Genomic DNA, 16,640 nt, shown 5'->3' on the forward strand with positions numbered 1-16,640 from the left:
ATTCTAAGACCGCCCGGTGTGGGCCCCACGTACGTGATCAGCCGTGAATTCCTACATCGGCCCCACGCTCGTTGCCCTGGATGCGACGGCCGCCGGTCACCTCGGGGCGAAACGCTGCAGCCGCTGCGCCAATCCGCTCGCCCGCACCGCCCGACGCTGGATCGCGGCGCGCACCGACGCCTCCGAACCGACCACCCGGGCCTTCGCCTTGGCGCGGGTCACCGCCGTATAGAACAGCTCGCGGGTCAGCAACCGCGAATCCTCGGGCGGCATGAGAACCGTCACCTCGGTGGCCTGGCTGCCCTGGCTCTTGTGGATCGTCATCGCGTACATGGTCTCGATGTCGGACAACCGGCTGGTCGCAAAGCCCAACGGTCCGGTGGCGCCGGCGATGACGGCCCGCAACCCGTCGTCGCCGGCGACGGCCACACCGGTGTCACCGTTGTAGACCTTGAGCCCATAGTCGTTGGCCGTCACCAACAATGGCCTACCGGCATACCACGCCGAGAACACCGGCTGACCCGTCTCCTCGGAGAGCCACCGCTCCACCTGCCGGTTCCAGTGCGACACCCCGTACGGTCCCCGCCGGTGCGCGCACAACAGCCGGTGCTCGTCGAGCGTCGCCAAGGCCTCCCCGGCGGCGCCGAGCACCGCGGCCTCCCGCACGCGCAGCGCGTGGGAAACCAGCACCCCACGCAACCGGTCGGCCGGGCCGTCGGAGTCGATCCACTCGATGTGCTCACCTCCGGCACGCAGCAATCCCACCACACGGTCTTCGTCGCCGGTCCGGATCGCCTCGGCCAGCGCGCCGATCGACTCACCGAATCGGTGGGGCGTGCGCAGGGCGGCCACCCGCACGTCGTGACGGGCGGTCAGGCCTTCCACCAGGTCCGCGAGCACGGCGCCGGCTTCCACCGACGCCAGCTGGTCGGGATCGCCCACCAGGATCAGCCGCGTATCCGGGCGCACCGCCTCCAGCAGCCGGGCCATCATCGTCAGCGACACCATCGACGTCTCGTCGACCACGATGACGTCATGCGGCAGCCGATTGCCGCGATTGTGCTTGAACCGCACCGACGTATCCGGCCGCGGGCCCAGCAGCCGGTGCAGCGTCGTCGCCCGCAGGCCGGCCAGCCGCGCCCTGTCCACCGCGTCGAGCTTCTCGACCTCGGCGGCGACGGCCTCGGCCAGCCGCGCCGCGGCCTTGCCGGTCGGTGCGGCCAGCGCGACCCGGGGCGGCGGAACGCCGGCGAGTTCGGCCTGCCCGACCAGCAGCGCCAGCAGCCGCGCCACGGTTGTGGTCTTGCCGGTGCCGGGTCCGCCGGTCAGCACCGTAACCGCCTGCGACAGCGCGATTTCGGCGGCCATTCGTTGTTCGTCGTATTCCGGCGGCGGGAAAAGCCGCTCCAAGGCGGGCACGTCGCCCACCGTCCCGGACACCGAGAGCGCCAACAGATCGGCGCACACCTGCTCTTCCTCGAGCCAGTATCGATCCAGGTACAGCAGGTCACCGGATAGCCGTAGTGCCGGCGGCGATCCGAGCAACGGGCTGGCCCGCACGGCGGCCAGCCAATCGCCGGCGCCGGGCCACGGCAGGTCGGCCATGCCGATCTGTGCGTCCACCGCCCGCAGGTCCACGCACACCGAACCGCCCCGCAGCGCGCGCACCACCAGCGCGATCCCCAGCGCCACCCGCTCGTCGAGTTCGCCGGCGAGCGCGGTAAGCCGCTGCGCCACATGGACATCCGCCGCCTCGAAGATGCCGGCATCGCCGAATGCCCGCAGCAATCCCTCGGCGGCGATCGGCTGCACCGTCACGCGACCGCCCTTCCCTCGTCGAGCAGATCCGACAGCGCCGCAATCAACGACGAGGGCGGCCGCCAGCTGAACACCCCGGACGGGTGCCCGTCGACCGCGGGTGTATCCGCGCCGCACATGCCGCGCACGAACAGATAAAGCACGCCGCCGAGATGCCCGGCGGGATCGTAGTCCGGCACCCGCCATCGCAAGAACCGGTGCAGCACAACGCTGTACAACAGCGCCTGCAGCGGATAGTCCGAGTGCAGCATCGCCTCGACCAGCCGCGGGCGGTTGTAATCGGCGGACGTCAGCGGCCGCTCCGGATCGCCGAGCCAGTTGGTCTTGTAATCAACCACGAGATAGCGATGCCCCGCGCCGTCGGGAATGCGTAACACGGCATCGACCGAGCCGGTGAGGTAGCCGCGCAACGACTGGCCACCCAGGGCCCGGCCCATCAACCGATCGGCGTAGGAGGTCAGCGCATCATCGGCGGGCAGGTGCTCGCGCAACAACGCCCCCATATCCGCCAGGAGAATCTCGGGCGCCGCGGAACGCAGACCGCCACCGGCCAGCGGAAATTCAAAATCCAACTCCCGCAACCGATCCTGCAGACCGATCTGCCGCAGCGTCAAACCGCCGGCCAGCGGGCCCAACGGGGTCTCGTGCATCGGCACCAGCGCCGCCGCCAGCACCTCCGGGGCCGCGTCGACCGGCCACCACACCGAGTGCCTCCGGATGTGCGACTCTAGCTCGGTGCCTAGATCGGCGGCCAGCGGATCGGCCGTCTCCAGCACGGCGTGTACCAGGGTGCCGAACTTGGCGCCGATCGGCAGCTCCGCCATCGGCGACGGCACGTCCGGCCCGGATGCCGCCCGGGTCAAGGGAATTTCGCCGGCCTCGTCGTCCAGCTCGGTGACCTCGGGCTCGCTGCTCACCCCGGTGGACTCGGCCACCCGGATGAGGCCGGAGTAGGAGGTGCGCCGCCAGCCGGTGTCGATGTTGCGGTGAAAGTGGCGGTTGTCGAGGTTCGACGGCACCGGTTCGGGCGGCACCGCGGGCGAGGCGGCAACCACGGACTCCTCGATCACGGGGCCGCCCGCGGCCTCCCACTCGCGCAGTCGGTCCATCGCGTCGTCGTCGGAGATCTTTGCGGGCTCACAGCGGTCGGGCACGAATGACTCTCCCGGTCGGCGGCCGCGCAGCAGACGTGATAGCCCGCCGTTGGGTTCGTCGAAGGCCGGCGACCACCACGCCACCACTTGCGACTGCGCGCGGGTCATCGCGACGTAGGTCAAGCGGCTGGCGTCGCCGGCGTCCTCCTGACGGCCGAGCGTCTCGACCGTCGCGAAGTCGGGGCTGTCCTTGCCGCCGACGTGCAGGCAGCGCACCCTATCGTCGTGGAACAGCACGATGTCGCGTTTCGGCGCACCGCGGTTGAACGCGAATGGCAGGTACACGATCGGGTACTGCAGACCCTTGCTCACGTAGACAGTCATGATCTGAACGGCGGCGGCGTCGCTGTCGAGTCGCCGGTTGCGTTCCGTCGAGCCGCCGCGTTCGTCGCGTTGGCGGCGCAGCCAGTCGCGCAGCGCGGGCAGGCTGTAATGCTCGCGGTGCGCGACGTCCTGCAGCAGCTGGGTGATGTGTGCCAGGTCGGTCAGGTGGCGCTGGCCGCTGAGGGCGGACAACACGCGATCACCCATGCCGCGCAATTGCGCAGCCTCGAAGATCGCCGCGACACCGCGTTCACGGGCATGGCCGGCCCACTCCCGCAAGGTTTCCGCGATCCGATCGGTCAGCGCATCGCCGCCGGCCGCCAGCGATTCCGCGGTCTCGCCGAAGAACATCGTGGCCGCCGCGGCGCGCACCATGCCGGGACGGTGCGGTTGATCGAACGCCTCCAGTAGACATAGCCAATCCTCGGCGGCATCCGACGTGAAGACGTCGGAGTCGCCGGTGTACACCGCCGGAATGCCCGCATCGCAGAGCGCCTTGAAGCAGGCGCCGGCGTCCTTGTGCCTTTCCACGATGACGGCGATGTCGCGGGCCTGCAACGGCCTGCCGGCGAATGTCGCGCCGCCGGCGAGCAGGGAGCGGATGTCGGCGGCCAGGTCGGCGCCGATGTGCCGCCGCAACTCGTCGATCGGCATGTTCGCCAGACCCTTGCGTCCCAACGCCTTCCGCTGCACCACGCGCAACCGGAACGGATCGTTGTGACGGGCGCCGGCAAGGCGGTGACCCTGGTGGTGCGCGTCGACGTCGTTCACCACGATCGCGGGGTCGCCGAGCTGCGCCCCGCGCAGCACCGCCTGCAGTCGTTCGACCAGCGCCGCGTCGCTGCGCCAGTTGGTGCCCAGCGTCTTCTTCTCGCCCGCGGTTTCGGCCGCCTGTAGATACGTGTCGATATCGCCGCCGCGGAACGCGTAGATCGCCTGCTTCGGGTCGCCTATCAGAACGACGGTGGAGCGCCCGCTGAACGCGCGGTCGATGACCTGCCACTGCACCGGGTCGGTGTCCTGGAATTCGTCGACCATGACGATCGGCCAGCGTAGATGCATGCGCACGCGGGCGGGCGAATCGTCGGTCGCCAGCGCGTCGGCGAGCCGGCTCAGCAAGTCGTCGTAGCCGAGGACTCCCAACTGCCTCTTGCGGGTATCCAGCTCGGCGAGAACGTGTTTCGCGAAGGCGACGCACACGCCGGCCCGCGAGCCGGGGGCGGGGTCGCGGGGCCGCAGCTGCGTCGACGGGTTGTTGGCCACCTCGCGCGCCAGCCGCAGCGCATCGCGGTAGGCCAGCAGCGGATCGTCCCGCTGCTGCCCGAAGTTGGCCAGGTACAGGTCGTCGACGATCTCGGTGACGAGCTCGTCGAGGCTCTCGAGCAGGGTCACGCTCGCGGCGGTGTCGCCGGCCACGCCGAGCGAGCGCAACACCAGCTGGCAGAACTGGTGGGTCGTGGCGATCGTCGCCGCATCGAAGCCGGCCAGCGCGTCACGGAGCCGCTGCTTGCGTAGCGCGCGCTCGTCGTTGGTCCCCTTTAGCAGGTGCGCGACCAACTGGTTGTCGCCGATGGCGGTGGGATCCGAACTATCACTGAAGGCCTTTACGGCGGCTGCGATCTGGCAGCGGACGCGCTCGCGCAGCTCCTGGCTGGCGGCCCGGCCGAACGTGATGAGCAGCATCTGATCCAGCGTGGCCTCGCCCGCGGCGAGATAGCGGGTCACCAGGCCGGCCAACGCGAACGTCTTGCCGGTACCCGCGCTGGCCTCCAGCACCGTCGTCGAGCGTTCGGTGGGCAGCGGGCCGAGCAGGTCGAAGCGCTTCATCACGGCGGCTTCCTCTCGGCGCGCAGCATCGGCAGCCAAAGCCGGGCGGCATAGGCGCCGAGCCGGTTGTCTTCGCCGTCGTACTCCTCGCCGGGCCGCGGAGGTTGCATCAGGGCGTCCAGTCGCGCGTTCTTGCCCCAGGCCCGCACGTGGGCGGGGGCCTCGTCCTCGCCGGGATAATTACCGGATCGCCACCGAAACTCCGCCTCGCGCATCGGGTCGTCACCGCTGTGCCGCGCGGCCGCCCAGGCATAGGATGTCTTGATGGGCAACGGAATCGGCTCCCGGCGCCCGGCGTCATAGATCGCCACCAGCTCACGCAGAAGCCGGACGGCTTGCTGAGAGTCACCGGGTGGCCGCCCCAGCCCCTCCACCCGCGGGGTGGTGCGGCGCTTGGGGCGGCCGATGCATACCGCCGACCAGTCGTGGCCCGGGTCACGAGCGATCAACGCCAGCAATGGAATCCATGACTCGAGCAGGTGCTTGCCGTCGAGCTTCGAATACGTGACCGACACCAGCCGATCCCCGTATACCGGCGATACCGTGCCGGTGAGCCGTCGCCCGGAGCCCAGGTCGATGTCGACGTCGTGGGCCCGTGCGTCCGCCCGCCGCTGCTGCAGCGCCGCGGCCGCGAGCCGCGCGGCCTGATCGCGAATCTCGGTTGCCTTGCGCCATCCCAGCTGGCCCGGCGGCAGCGTGCCCCGGCGCCACTCGGCCTGCCGCGCGTCATCGGGCGTCATGCCGCGCAGGATGTCGCCCAGCATCCGGTCGCCGACAGTCCACTCCTCGAGGGCGTTGATGTCGACCGGCATGGCGTTCCGCACGCCGTCGACGTCGCGGGGCAGCGTGAATTCCAGCGCCCGGAAGAAGCCCTTCACCGGGTCTTTGAAGAAGTTGACGAGGTCGGCGAGGATCACGTCGTCGGTGGGCGGTGGCGGCAACGGCCCGGAAATGAACCGCGGCGCTGCGCCCCGTTCGCCGCCATTCACCCGCGCCGCGCGCAGCACGGTCGGGTCGAAGCTGAACGGAACCTTCGGCACCAGGCCGCCGGGTATGACGTTGCGAATGTCGAACGGCTGCAACGGATGCTCGACGACGACGCGCTCGCGGATTTCGTCCGGTGTGGTCATGTCGAGGGTGTCGAGCACTTCGGCCAGCGGTACCGCCGGCGGGCGCGGTTGGCCGGAGTGCTCATTGGCCCCGGTGTACGTGATCACGAGGTTATCGGTGGCCGCGCTTACGGCGTCAAGCAGCAATTGCCGGTCCTCGGAACGGATGTCGCGTTCACCGGTCATCGGGTCACGGGCCAGCACGTCGTCACCGTCGACGGCGCCCAGGCGCGGGAACACGCCGTCGTCGAGGCCGACCAGGCAGACCACCCGGTGCGGCACCGAGCGCATCGGCACCATCGTGCACACCGTCAGCGTGCCGGTGCGGAAGTTGGCCCGTGTCGGGCGTCCGGACAGGTGCCGGTCGAGCAGCGCGCGGATGTCGGGCAGCCGCAACGCGGTGTCGACCCGCGGACCGGCGTCGGCCAACACCCGTGCGAACTCGCGCTGCAGCTGGCTGGTCTGCCACAGGTCCGAATCGTCGACGCGCGCCAACAGGGCGATGCCGCCGGCCAGGGCGGCCAGCCATTCGCGTAGCGGCCGCGCGCCGGTGAGCGAGTCAACTACGCGTTGCAGCCGGCAGACGAATTCGGCCAACTGTCCGGCCAACTGGACGCGGTTGCTGCTGACGTCGTCGAGGGGCAGGGTGGAGTCGATCCAGGCGTGGGAGTCGTCGGACATCGCGACGCCGGTCAGCACCCGGTCGATGCCGAAACGCCAAGTGTTGTGGACGAAGTCGACGTGGTATGGCCGCCGATGTTCCTGGTCGAAGCCCCACCGGATGTTCGCCTGCCGGACCCAGCGGGCGATGGCCTCCAGGTCGTCATCGGTGAAACCGAAGCAGGCGCGCACCGGCGCGGCCTCGGCGAAATCGAGCACCTCACTGGCGGTCACCCGGCTGCCCGCCAGCGCCAGCAACTGCGCGGCCACGCCGAGGAGCGGATTGGTCTGGATCGGCGAACGGTCCGCGAGCCGCACCCTCAATCGGTGAGCGGGATGCGCGCCGTGCACCACGTCGCCGAGCCCGAAATCGGCGACGATCAGCGGCGCGTAGGTCTCGATGTCCGGACACATCACCAAAATGTCGCGCGGCTCCAGCGTCGGGTCGTCCTGCAGGAGACCGAGCAGCACCTCGCGCAGCACATCGACCTGACGCGCCGGACCGTGGCAGCTGTGTATCTGGACGGAGCGGTCGTCCTCGGCGAGCTTGCGCCCTTGGGGCCGAACGGCATTGGCGGCGATGTCGGACTGCAGCCAGCCGAGCAGCGTGTCGGGGCGCTCCCGGCCCGGGAGATATTCATCGGTCCGCGGATCCCTCGGCAGCCCGCGCTGGAGTTCGCGCAGGTCTCGCCCGAGCGTAGCCAGCAGCGGATGTTTCACGTCACGGTGGCTGACGTCCGCACGGCGGGGAATCGCGCCGTGGGCGCCGGCCAGCGCCCGCCAGAGTTCGTCGCTGGGGTGGGGCAGCCACAGGTGCAGGTCGTGGTGGGTCGCCAGCGCGTCGAGCAACTGCACGTCGGTACACGCCAGGCGGGTGTGCCCGAACAGCGAAAGCCGCCGCGGCAGGGCGCTCGGCGCTTCCCGCAGCCGCGCGACGGTCTTTTCGTGGCGCACGTGCGGGGGGTCGGCCTCGACGTGGCGGACCAGCGCCCGCCACAGGTCCGGCTGCCAGAGCAGGTCCTCGTCGAGGTTGCCCGCGTTGCCGTCCAGCCAGTCGGTGAGCAGTTGCGGGCGCTGCCGCGCATAGGACGCGAACAACCCCGCCAGCCGGCGCGCCGTCGCATACCGCCGGGCGCGGCGCAGCTCCGCCTCCTCGCCGGTGTGAAAATGGCCCAAATGGGTTGCCAGCGTTTCACACCACGGCTCGTCGAGGCTGTGGTCGATGACCTCCAGCAGTGGCCACGTCATCGCCTCCGGCGACCACGGGTCGTCGTCGACCGTACCGGTCACCTCGGCGATCAACGACGCCGGACTGCGGAACGCCACCCCCGCGCACACCCCGTCGCCGGCGCCGGGCCTGGACCCCAGCACGTGCGACAGCCGCTGACTCAACCAGCGTTCCACGCCGCGCGCCGGCACCAGCACCAGCTCCTCGGCGAAGGGGTCGCTCAGGGGCTTGGCCAGCAGGGCGCCGAGACCGTCGGCGAGCAGGTCGGTGCGTTCGGCGCGGTGGAGGTGGATGGCCATTGCGCTGCCACCATAGAACGCCGCACCGACAGGCGGGGATGATTCCGCGCCGACATGCCGTTCGAGCATGGTGGCACGATGGCCAAGACAGCGAGGAAACGAGAAGGAACAAGATGGAAGCTTGGGATGCGATCTGCGCGCGGCGCAATGTCCGGCAATACAAGCAGGAGCCGGTGCCAGAAGACGACCTGAACCGCATCGCCGAGGCCGGCTGGCGGGCACCATCGGCGAAAAACCGGCAGCCGTGGGATTTCGTGATCGTCACCGACCAGGCTCAGCTGCAGGAGTTGTCGACGGTCTGGCGGGGGGCGGGCCACATCGCCGCGGCCCCGGCCGCGATCGCGATCGTCGTGCCGGTCCCCCCGGATGAGCGCAGGCTGGTCACCGACACCTACGACATAGGCCAGGCCACGATGGCGATGATGATCGCGGCCACCGACCTGGGCATCGGGACGGGTCATTCGTCCGTGGGGGACCAGGAGAAGGCGCGCGCCATCCTGGGCGTGCCCGACGACCATCAGGTGGCATTTCTGCTCGGCATCGGGTATCCCGCCGACCGCCCGCTCACCCCGATCCGCAAGCCGGATCGGCGCCCGTTCTCCGAGGTCGTTCATCACGGCCGCTGGTGACCCAACGGCCGAATATGCTTGTTCTCCTGCATGATCACCGGGGCGACTACGGAATCGACGGATCGTTCCACACGATCTCGGCGCGCGCGCAGGGCATCAGTGTCGTCGCCCAGGCCGTCGCCCTGGCGGTATGGGCCGGGATCAGCTGGGCGCGCGGCAGGCGGGTGGCGGCGGCGCTGGCGGGGGGATCGGGCGTCGCCATGATCTCGGCGATGGCGTGGTACCTCTACGCGACGCGCTCGGGCAAGTTCGTCGTCTGGGACCGGGTGCTCGACGAGCTGCGCCTGCGGGACGACGAGACGGTGCTCGACCTCGGGTGTGGGCTGGCGAAACGTCAAGCGCCGCAACCTCGGATGGCGCATGCGGTATGGCGGTCCGTGGTTTTCGACGCGGCGTGTCACCGCCGCCAAACCGGGGTGAGGCCCGGCGGTGCAATGCTGATACCCATGACGAGAAACGAACTCACCGAACAGGTCGTGGTCGCGCGGCTGGCGAAGGGCCTGACCTGGCAGGAGCTGGCCGACGCGATCGGCAGGCCGGTGCTGTGGACCACGTCGGCATTGCTCGGCCAGCACCCGATACCCGCCGAGCTCGGCAAGGTCCTCGTCGAAATGCTCGGCCTCGACGGGTCGGCGGTGCCCGTGCTGGCGGCCCCGCCCATGCGGGGCGGCCTGCCCACCGCCGTTCCGACCGACCCGACCATCTACCGCTTCTACGAAGCCCTTCAGGTGTACGGCGGCGCCATCAAGGAAGTGATCCACGAGCAGTTCGGCGACGGCATCATGAGCGCGATCAACTTCAGCGTCGACCTGCAGAAGAAGCCGCATCCGTCCGGTGACCGGGTCGTCGTGACTTTCGACGGGAAATTCCTTCCCTACCAATGGGTTTCGGCGGAACAGTAGGTGGCAGCCAAGGCGCGCCAGTCGAAACTCGTGGATCTGGTGCTCTCCGGCGGCGGCGTCAAGTTCATCGGCCTGGTGGGCGCCGTAGTCGCGTTGATGGACGCCGGATATTCGATCAAGCGGGTGTCGGGTGTTTCGGCGGGCTCGGTGGTGGCGGCGGTCCTGGCGGCCGCATCCACCGATGGCGGGCTGACCGGCGAGGAGGTGAAGGAACTCGCCTTCTCGGTACCGCTGCGCAAGTGGCGCGACGCGGGACCCGTTCCCTATCTCGGTGCCGCGTGGGGGCTGGTGCGGGGAACGAGCATGTATCGCGGTGACGCCGCCCACGATTGGATTCGGAGCGAGTTGAAGAACCTGGGCGTCACCTCCTTCGGCGATCTGATCCTCGACGAGGACCATCTACTCGAGGGACGGCAACGGCACTACAAGCTGGTGGTCACCGTCGCCGACGTGACCGCGGCACAGCTGGTGAGACTCCCGTGGGACTACCCGCGGCTTTACGGTCTGGACCCCGACGAGCAGCTCGTCGCCGACGCGGTGCGCGCTTCGATGGCGATCCCATTTTTCTACCGCCCGGTCAGGCTGACCGGCGCCGACGGGGCGACATCCACCCTTGTTGACGGCGGTGTGCTGTCGAACTTTCCCATCGACACCTTCGACCGGCCTGACCGCAAACCGCCACGCTGGCCCACGTTTGGGATCACGGTCTTACCGAGGCCCACCGAGGGGATCGGCGCTGTGATGCCCGCGCTGAAACCGCTGCGCCTTTTTGAACAAACCGCATTGCTGGAGAGCCTGCTCACCACCATGCTGGCGGGCCACGACGAGACCCATCTCAGCCGGCCGTGGGTCTCCGCTCGTGCAATCGCCGTCGAATCGAACGATGTCGGTGTGCTCGACTTCGATATCCCCACGGGGCGCCTCGAAAAGCTCTACGACAACGGTTACGCGGCGGCGCAGGCGTTCCTGTCCACCTGGGATTGGCCGGCATACCTGGACCGGTTCCGGTGAGCCGTCACGCCACTAGTCAGGTGCGACGCGAGGGTGAAGTGACGGCGCGTGGCGTACGTGTCACAATTGCCGCGAGGAGGCGAGCAACGCGGTGGCCAGGTGTTTTACCGGCCACCGCGTTCGCATTCTCAGCGCCCTTCAGAGCCCGAACTCGGCCTCTATCCCATCGATGCCGGCACGGATGGCCGCCAGGGCGCCGGCGCGGGTGCGCAATTTGGTTGCGGCGTGGGCGTGCTGTTGCAGGCCGGCGAATTCGGCAGCGGCCTCCTCCGCGCGGCTGACCACCATCTCGGGCAACACGATTTCGTCGACAAAGCCGGCGGCGAGGGCGGTTTCACCAAAGAACGTCTTGGCCAGCCCGGCGGCCTGCTGGTAGGCGGACTGCGTCAGCCGCAGCTTCATGATCTCCAGGGCCGCGTAGGGGATAACCATGCCGATCGCGACTTCGTTGGCCTGGATGTTGTACGCGTGCGCGGCCACCCGGTGGTCGCCGGACGACAACAGGAACGCGCCCATCGCGATGGCGTGGCCGGTGCACGCCATCACCACCGGCTTGGGATGGGACAAAAGTCGATACGCCAGCTCGAAGCCGCCCCTGAGCATGTCGATCGCGGGCTGCGCCTGGCCTGAGGTCAGGATCGTCAGGTCGAACCCGCCGCTGAACACCCGGTCGTTCCCGGTGATCACCAGCGCCCCGGCGTTGTCGCTGTCGGCCCGGTCGATCGCCTCGTTGAGCGCCTGCTGCATGGTCGGGCCCAGCGCGTTGACTTTGCCGTCGTCCATCCTGATGACCGCAATGGAATCCTTCAGGCTGTAGAGAACCGGGCCGCTCATGGGTTGCTCCTTCGATCGGTCGATCGATTGAATCAGATCGGCGTTAAGGGGCCCCATGGGGCCGGAGGCGGGCCGCGTCAGACGTGCTGGCTGCGGTGCTTGGCCAGATCCGCTTCGGCGTTACCCCAGCGCAGGCTGACGTCGGTGGGCTGGTCGAGCAGCCTGGTCCGCCACCGGTCCTGCGTCTCCTGCACGGCGCCGTTGATCCGCTCGATCTCGCTGCGGAACACGTCGGGGCGTGTTTCCTTACTCGCGTAGTGGAAGTAGGTCAGCAGGCCGCGCAGCAGCTCCAGCTTCTGCTTTTCCCGTTTCGCCAGGTCGTGGGTCGTCATCAACTCGATGCGCTGAACCGGCGGCAGCGCATCCCAGTCCAGCACCACACTGGTCTGCAGGACGGGTCGATCGCCCCGCCAGAACCGCGAACCACGCGGCTTGTCGGGGCGGTCGTAATAGATAACGGAGCCGGCGAAGCGAGATTCGATGCCAGTGCCGATTTCGGCGCGGTCGAGCGCCGAGTCCCACACCATGCGCCATTCCTGGCCGGGCGCGAGCACCGGCAACTCGCGCGGAAGCTGCAGTTCGACGACGTCGGCGTAGCCGTCGGCGGCGTTTTCGTATTCGGCCACCGTCGGTGGATTCGGAAATGAGAAACGGATGTCGTAGGCCGCGGCCTGACCGAAATTCCTGACAACGAGTTCGATCACATGCCAGTCGGCGGGATGCGGCTCCATGAACATCCCGACGTGGGGCCGGGTCCGCTCCGCGGCCACCCGACGGTTGAGTCTGAGCTGGCGGTTTGTGAAGATCAGGGCGATGACACCCAGCAAAATCGCAGCCCACGCCGCCCACGCCAACCAGGTGCTGGACCCAACATTTGTGACCCCGTGCCAGCCGTCCTGGATCCACCCCATTGAATCCACCCTCCGCTTATATCACAGTGATCTTCGGCGGGAAATTTCGCTGGACCGATCGTAGAGGTATTCGGCGCATATTGCTGACCGCGCAATCAAGGCATCCAAAAAATGGCCGCCGAGTCAATTAGCCACCCATCAACATTCGCCACTGATCGAGATCGGCGGCGCGATACACGTAGTTGGAGCGCTTGACCTCCGATAGCGATGCGCTCGGCTCGGCCGAATACCAATGTCCCGGAAACACTGTCGGGTCGCCCGGCAGCGCGGCGAGCCGCTGCAGACTGCGATACATCTCGTCGGAGTCGCCACCGGGGAAGTCGGTGCGTCCGCAACCGTCAAGGAACAACGTGTCGCCGGCGACCAGGCGGTCCCCGAGCAGGAAGCACTGGCTGCCGGGAGTGTGACCCGGGGTGTGCAGCAGCTCGATTTCGATATCGCCGATGCCGACCTTGTCGTGGCTCTCGTGGGTGGTGAGGTCACCGAGGCCGATCCCGGTGACCCTCGAAACCCAGAGGGCTTCATGGGTATTCACATGCACCGGAACAGCCGTCCGCTCCAGCAGCTCGGCCAGGCCCTTCAGCTTGAAGCCCATCATCTCCCCGCCCACGTGGTCGGGGTGATGATGGGTGACCAGCACCCCGGACAGGTGCATGCCGTCGGCCTCGAGCGCGTCGAGCAGATCGCCGGCGGCGTACGCGGGGTCGACCACCACGCAGTCCCCGGTCTGACGGTCCCCGATCAGGTAGGCAAAGTTGCGCATCTGCGTGGCGAACATGTCGCCGGCGGCGAAATCGCGACCGGAGAGCAGTTGGCGGAAGTACAGCCGGTCCTCTGACACCCGACCAGACTAGGGCTTGTCCGAGACTCGCCGCTCGCGACTTCGCGTTCGGCCACGTTTCGCCGGAAACGGGCCGTCGATGATCGGTTCGCGTCAAGGCCAGTGGGTATTGTTGCCGCATGAAGAAGACGGTCGAGATCGAAATCGACGACGATCTGGTCCAAGAGGCGATACGCCGGTTCCATCTCGCCGATACGCGCGAGGCCGTCCATCTCGCGTTGCGGACATTGCTCGGCGACTCCGAAGCGGAGGCTCAGCAAGGCGACGAGTACGACGAGTTCAGCGACCTCAGCGCGTGGCAACCCCATCGCAGCGGCGACGGCGGCTGATTTCCTCACCCGCCCACCTGTGGTTTGGTGACGTTGTGCGCCAGGCTGTACCCTCTTTTAGGCCCTCGGCGCGACTGTCGCTTGGGTGAAGAACGGCCCCCTTAGCTCAGTCGGTAGAGCGTTTCCATGGTAAGGAAAAGGTCAACGGTTCGATTCCGTTAGGGGGCTCGGCGGACGCCGAGCAAGCGGGCGGCCCCCGAACCCTAAAACGGGGTGCCCAGAGGCGATGTAGCTCAGTCGGTTAGAGCGAACGACTCATAATCGTTAGGTCGCCGGTTCGAGTCCGGCCATCGCTACAACACAACATTGCGACTTCGAGAGAGATTTGAGAGAGAACGGACATGGCTTCCAGTACTGACGTGCGGCCGAAGATCACCCTGGCCTGCGAGGTGTGCAAGCACCGTAACTACATCACCAAGAAGAACCGCCGCAACGACCCCGACCGGATGGAGCTGAAGAAATTCTGCCCGAATTGCGGCAAGCACCAGCCCCACCGCGAGACGCGTTAGCCCCGTAAAGCATTCATCGAGACTCACTAGGTAGGTTCAAGACTTGTGTCGTTGAGCGCAAACATCATCGGGATGCACTACCGCTATCCCGACTACTACGTGGTGGAGCGGGAGAAGATCCGCGAGCACGCGGTAGCGGTCCAAAACGACGACACTTCGTTCTTCAAGGAGGACGCGGCCGCCGAACTCGGCTACAAGGGGCTGCTGGCCCCGCTGACTTTCATCTGCGTGTTCGGCTACAAGGCCCAGTCGGCGTTCTTCCAACAGGCCAACATCGCGGTGGACGACGCGCAGATCGTCCAGGTCGATCAGGTGCTGAAGTTCTCGAAGCCGATCGTGGCTGGCGACAAGCTTTACTGCGATGTGTACGTGGATTCGGTGCGCGAGTCGCACGGCACCCAGATCATCGTGACCAAGAACATCATCACCGACGATGCCGGTGACGTTGTGCAGGAGACCTACACGACCTTAGCGGGCCGTGCCGGTGACGATGGAGAAAAAGGATTTTCTAATGCCACTGCGTGAGTTCAGTTCGGTCAACGTGGGCGACCGGCTGCCGGAGAGGATCTACCCGCTGACCCGCCAAGATTTGGTGAACTACGCGGGGGTCTCCGGCGACTTGAACCCAATCCACTGGGACGACGAGATCGCCAAGGTGGTCGGGCTGGACACCGCGATCGCCCACGGCATGCTGACCATGGGGCTGGGCGGCGGCTACGTCACCTCGTGGGTCGGCGACCCCGGTGCGGTCACCGAGTACAACGTGCGGTTCACCGCCGTGGTGCCGGTTCCCAACGACGGCAAGGGCGCCGAGCTGGTCTTCAACGGCCGGGTGAAATCGTTGGATCCGGACAGCAAATCGGTGACCATCGCGCTCACGGCCACCGCCGGCGGCAAAAAGATCTTCGGCCGGGCCACCGCGTCGGCGAAACTCGCATAAACGATGGCGCTCAATACCGACATCAGCGGAATGAGCTGGCAGTATCCCGACTATTTCGAAGTGGGCCGTGAGCAAGTTCGTGGATTCGCACGAGCGATCAAGTGCGACGATCCCGCCTGCTTCGACGAGGCAGCGGCCGCCGGACTGGGCTACGACACCATCATTGCACCATTAACTTTTGTGTCGATCTTCGCGAAGATCATCCAGGACGATTTCTTCCGGAATGTTGACGTGGGCATGGAGACCATGCAGATCGTCCAGGTCGACCAGAAGTTCGTCTACCACAAACCGGTGTTTGTCGGCGACAAACTCTTCGGCCGTATGGAAATCCGATCGGTGAACGAGCGTTTCGGCGCCGACATCGTCGTCACCGAGAACACCTGCACCAATCAGCATGGCGAGCTGCTCCTGGTCGCCTACACCACCCTGATGGGACACGAGGGTGACGACTCCGTCCAGCTCAGATGGGACAAGGAATCCGGGCAGGTCGTCAGAACCACGTAATTAGTTGTTGGCACTGCGCCGATGTACACTCGGACCTCGGGGTTTTCCCAGCATCAGCGCGCTTTCCGGGATTCGAGTAATCGGGGAGCGCGCGTGTCATGTAAGCCCCGGCAGGTAAGCGCAGGTTGGCCTGCCAACCGCGAAGGGGCGTAGCTCAACTGGCAGAGCAGCGGTCTCCAAAACCGCAGGTTGCAGGTTCAAGTCCTGTCGCCCCTGCTGACGGCGAGGCCGTGCCATGGTGGACACTGGAAGAAGTGCACCATCACGCGGGACGGCTCGCGGGATACTAGCAAACAAAGGAGCATGCGGTGAGCGACGAGGGCGACGCTGCCAACGACGCCGCCCGCGACGGCGGCGACACTGAGGAAAGCCGCGGGAGCGGCGGTCGGACGGCCGTGGTGACAAAGCCTGCGACGCGCCCGCAACGGCCGACCGGCAAGCGGACGCGGCAACGCGTGGCCGAGGCCGACGACGACATCGACGTGGAGTCGCCGGACGAGGTCGAGGTCGCCAAGGAGGAGAAGGCCAAGAAGGGCCGGACTGCCAAGAAGGCCAGGACCTCTGGGAAGCCGCGGAAGCCCGGTGATCGATCGGCCAATCCGTTCGTGTTCGTCTACAACTACCTCAAGCAGGTCGTTGCGGAGATGCGGAAGGTGATCTGGCCCAACCGCAGGCAGATGCTCACCTACACCTCCGTGGTGCTGGCGTTTCTGGCCTTCATGGTGGCGCTGGTCGGTCTGGCGGATCTCGGCCTGGCCAAGCTGGTGCTGCTGGTGTTCGGCTGAGCTTTGAGAATGACAGGAAGGACTGA

At 67.3% G+C, this 16,640-nt stretch carries 15 protein-coding genes and 3 tRNA genes; 12 read left to right on the plus strand and 6 right to left on the minus strand.

What is annotated here, in order from left to right:
* Positions 1 to 96 precede the first annotated feature (96 nt).
* From recD to recC, 3 genes are read right to left on the minus strand one after another with little or no spacing between them, the layout of a single operon-like run.
* The gene (gene recD, locus JWP83_RS15895; protein WP_297731596.1) at positions 97 to 1,818 is read right to left on the minus strand and encodes an exodeoxyribonuclease V subunit alpha; all 1,722 of its coding nucleotides are present in this window, start codon (positions 1,816 to 1,818) and stop codon (positions 97 to 99) included.
* Positions 1,815 to 5,123, minus strand: a complete 3,309-nt coding sequence (gene recB, locus JWP83_RS15900) for an exodeoxyribonuclease V subunit beta (protein WP_297731598.1) — start codon at positions 5,121 to 5,123, stop codon at positions 1,815 to 1,817. Before recB ends, recD begins: the two co-directional genes overlap by 4 nt.
* Positions 5,123 to 8,419 carry an exodeoxyribonuclease V subunit gamma gene (gene recC, locus JWP83_RS15905; protein ID WP_297731600.1) on the minus strand — a complete coding sequence of 1,099 codons (3,297 nt, stop codon included), beginning with the start codon at positions 8,417 to 8,419 and terminating at the stop codon, positions 5,123 to 5,125. The genes recB and recC overlap by 1 nt, the downstream gene beginning before the upstream one ends.
* 113 nt (positions 8,420 to 8,532) lie before the next feature.
* On the opposite strand from recC, the gene JWP83_RS15910 reads away from it, so the two are divergent.
* From JWP83_RS15910 to JWP83_RS15920, 3 genes are all read left to right on the plus strand, one after another.
* The gene (locus JWP83_RS15910) at positions 8,533 to 9,048 is read left to right on the plus strand and encodes a nitroreductase family protein (RefSeq protein WP_297731602.1); all 516 of its coding nucleotides are present in this window, start codon (positions 8,533 to 8,535) and stop codon (positions 9,046 to 9,048) included.
* A 434-nt stretch (positions 9,049 to 9,482) separates the two neighbouring features.
* A complete protein-coding gene (gene cynS / locus JWP83_RS15915) occupies positions 9,483 to 9,950 on the plus strand; it encodes a cyanase (protein WP_297731675.1) in 468 nt (155 codons plus the stop codon).
* Positions 9,951 to 10,961, plus strand: a complete 1,011-nt coding sequence (locus JWP83_RS15920) for a patatin-like phospholipase family protein (protein ID WP_297731604.1) — start codon at positions 9,951 to 9,953, stop codon at positions 10,959 to 10,961.
* A 138-nt stretch (positions 10,962 to 11,099) separates the two neighbouring features.
* On the opposite strand, the gene JWP83_RS15925 is transcribed toward JWP83_RS15920, so the two are convergent.
* From JWP83_RS15925 to JWP83_RS15935, 3 genes are all read right to left on the minus strand, one after another.
* Positions 11,100 to 11,795 carry a crotonase/enoyl-CoA hydratase family protein gene (locus JWP83_RS15925; RefSeq protein WP_297731606.1) on the minus strand — a complete coding sequence of 232 codons (696 nt, stop codon included), beginning with the start codon at positions 11,793 to 11,795 and terminating at the stop codon, positions 11,100 to 11,102.
* 77 nt (positions 11,796 to 11,872) lie between these two features.
* Positions 11,873 to 12,706 (minus strand): hypothetical protein, encoded by an 834-nt coding sequence (locus JWP83_RS15930; RefSeq protein ID WP_297731608.1) that lies wholly within the window; start codon positions 12,704 to 12,706, stop codon positions 11,873 to 11,875.
* Positions 12,707 to 12,833: 127 nt separating this feature from the next.
* Positions 12,834 to 13,547: an MBL fold metallo-hydrolase gene (locus JWP83_RS15935; RefSeq protein ID WP_297731610.1), complete on the minus strand. Its 714-nt coding sequence runs from the start codon at positions 13,545 to 13,547 to the stop codon at positions 12,834 to 12,836.
* Between the two features lie 119 nt (positions 13,548 to 13,666).
* Here JWP83_RS15935 and JWP83_RS15940 point away from each other — a divergent pair, with 119 nt between their 5' ends.
* The 9 genes from JWP83_RS15940 to secE all read left to right on the plus strand — a co-directional run bounded on the left by JWP83_RS15940 (position 13,667) and on the right by secE (position 16,614).
* Entirely contained in the window at positions 13,667 to 13,876 is a 210-nt protein-coding gene (locus JWP83_RS15940; RefSeq protein WP_297731612.1) for a type II toxin-antitoxin system VapB family antitoxin, read from the plus strand.
* A gap of 95 nt (positions 13,877 to 13,971) precedes the next feature.
* Positions 13,972 to 14,044, plus strand: a tRNA-Thr gene (locus JWP83_RS15945).
* A 54-nt stretch (positions 14,045 to 14,098) separates the two neighbouring features.
* A tRNA-Met gene (locus tag JWP83_RS15950) sits at positions 14,099 to 14,172 on the plus strand.
* Positions 14,173 to 14,217: 45 nt separating this feature from the next.
* On the plus strand, positions 14,218 to 14,385 hold the full coding sequence (gene rpmG, locus JWP83_RS15955) for a 50S ribosomal protein L33 (protein WP_066907182.1): 168 nt from the start codon (positions 14,218 to 14,220) through the stop codon (positions 14,383 to 14,385).
* A 45-nt stretch (positions 14,386 to 14,430) separates the two neighbouring features.
* Positions 14,431 to 14,910 (plus strand): (3R)-hydroxyacyl-ACP dehydratase subunit HadA, encoded by a 480-nt coding sequence (gene hadA, locus JWP83_RS15960; RefSeq protein ID WP_297731619.1) that lies wholly within the window; start codon positions 14,431 to 14,433, stop codon positions 14,908 to 14,910.
* Complete coding sequence (gene hadB / locus JWP83_RS15965) at positions 14,897 to 15,325, plus strand: (3R)-hydroxyacyl-ACP dehydratase subunit HadB (protein WP_297731622.1); 429 nt, start codon at positions 14,897 to 14,899, stop codon at positions 15,323 to 15,325. The genes hadA and hadB overlap by 14 nt, the downstream gene beginning before the upstream one ends.
* A 3-nt stretch (positions 15,326 to 15,328) precedes the next feature.
* Positions 15,329 to 15,829 carry a (3R)-hydroxyacyl-ACP dehydratase subunit HadC gene (gene hadC, locus JWP83_RS15970; RefSeq protein ID WP_297731625.1) on the plus strand — a complete coding sequence of 167 codons (501 nt, stop codon included), beginning with the start codon at positions 15,329 to 15,331 and terminating at the stop codon, positions 15,827 to 15,829.
* A 143-nt stretch (positions 15,830 to 15,972) separates the two neighbouring features.
* Positions 15,973 to 16,045: transfer RNA gene (locus tag JWP83_RS15975), tRNA-Trp, on the plus strand.
* Between the two features lie 92 nt (positions 16,046 to 16,137).
* Entirely contained in the window at positions 16,138 to 16,614 is a 477-nt protein-coding gene (gene secE / locus JWP83_RS15980) for a preprotein translocase subunit SecE (RefSeq protein ID WP_297731628.1), read from the plus strand.
* Positions 16,615 to 16,640: the final 26 nt, after the last annotated feature.

The organism is Mycobacterium sp. (assembly GCF_025965855.1).
Lineage (GTDB): Bacteria > Actinomycetota > Actinomycetes > Mycobacteriales > Mycobacteriaceae > Mycobacterium.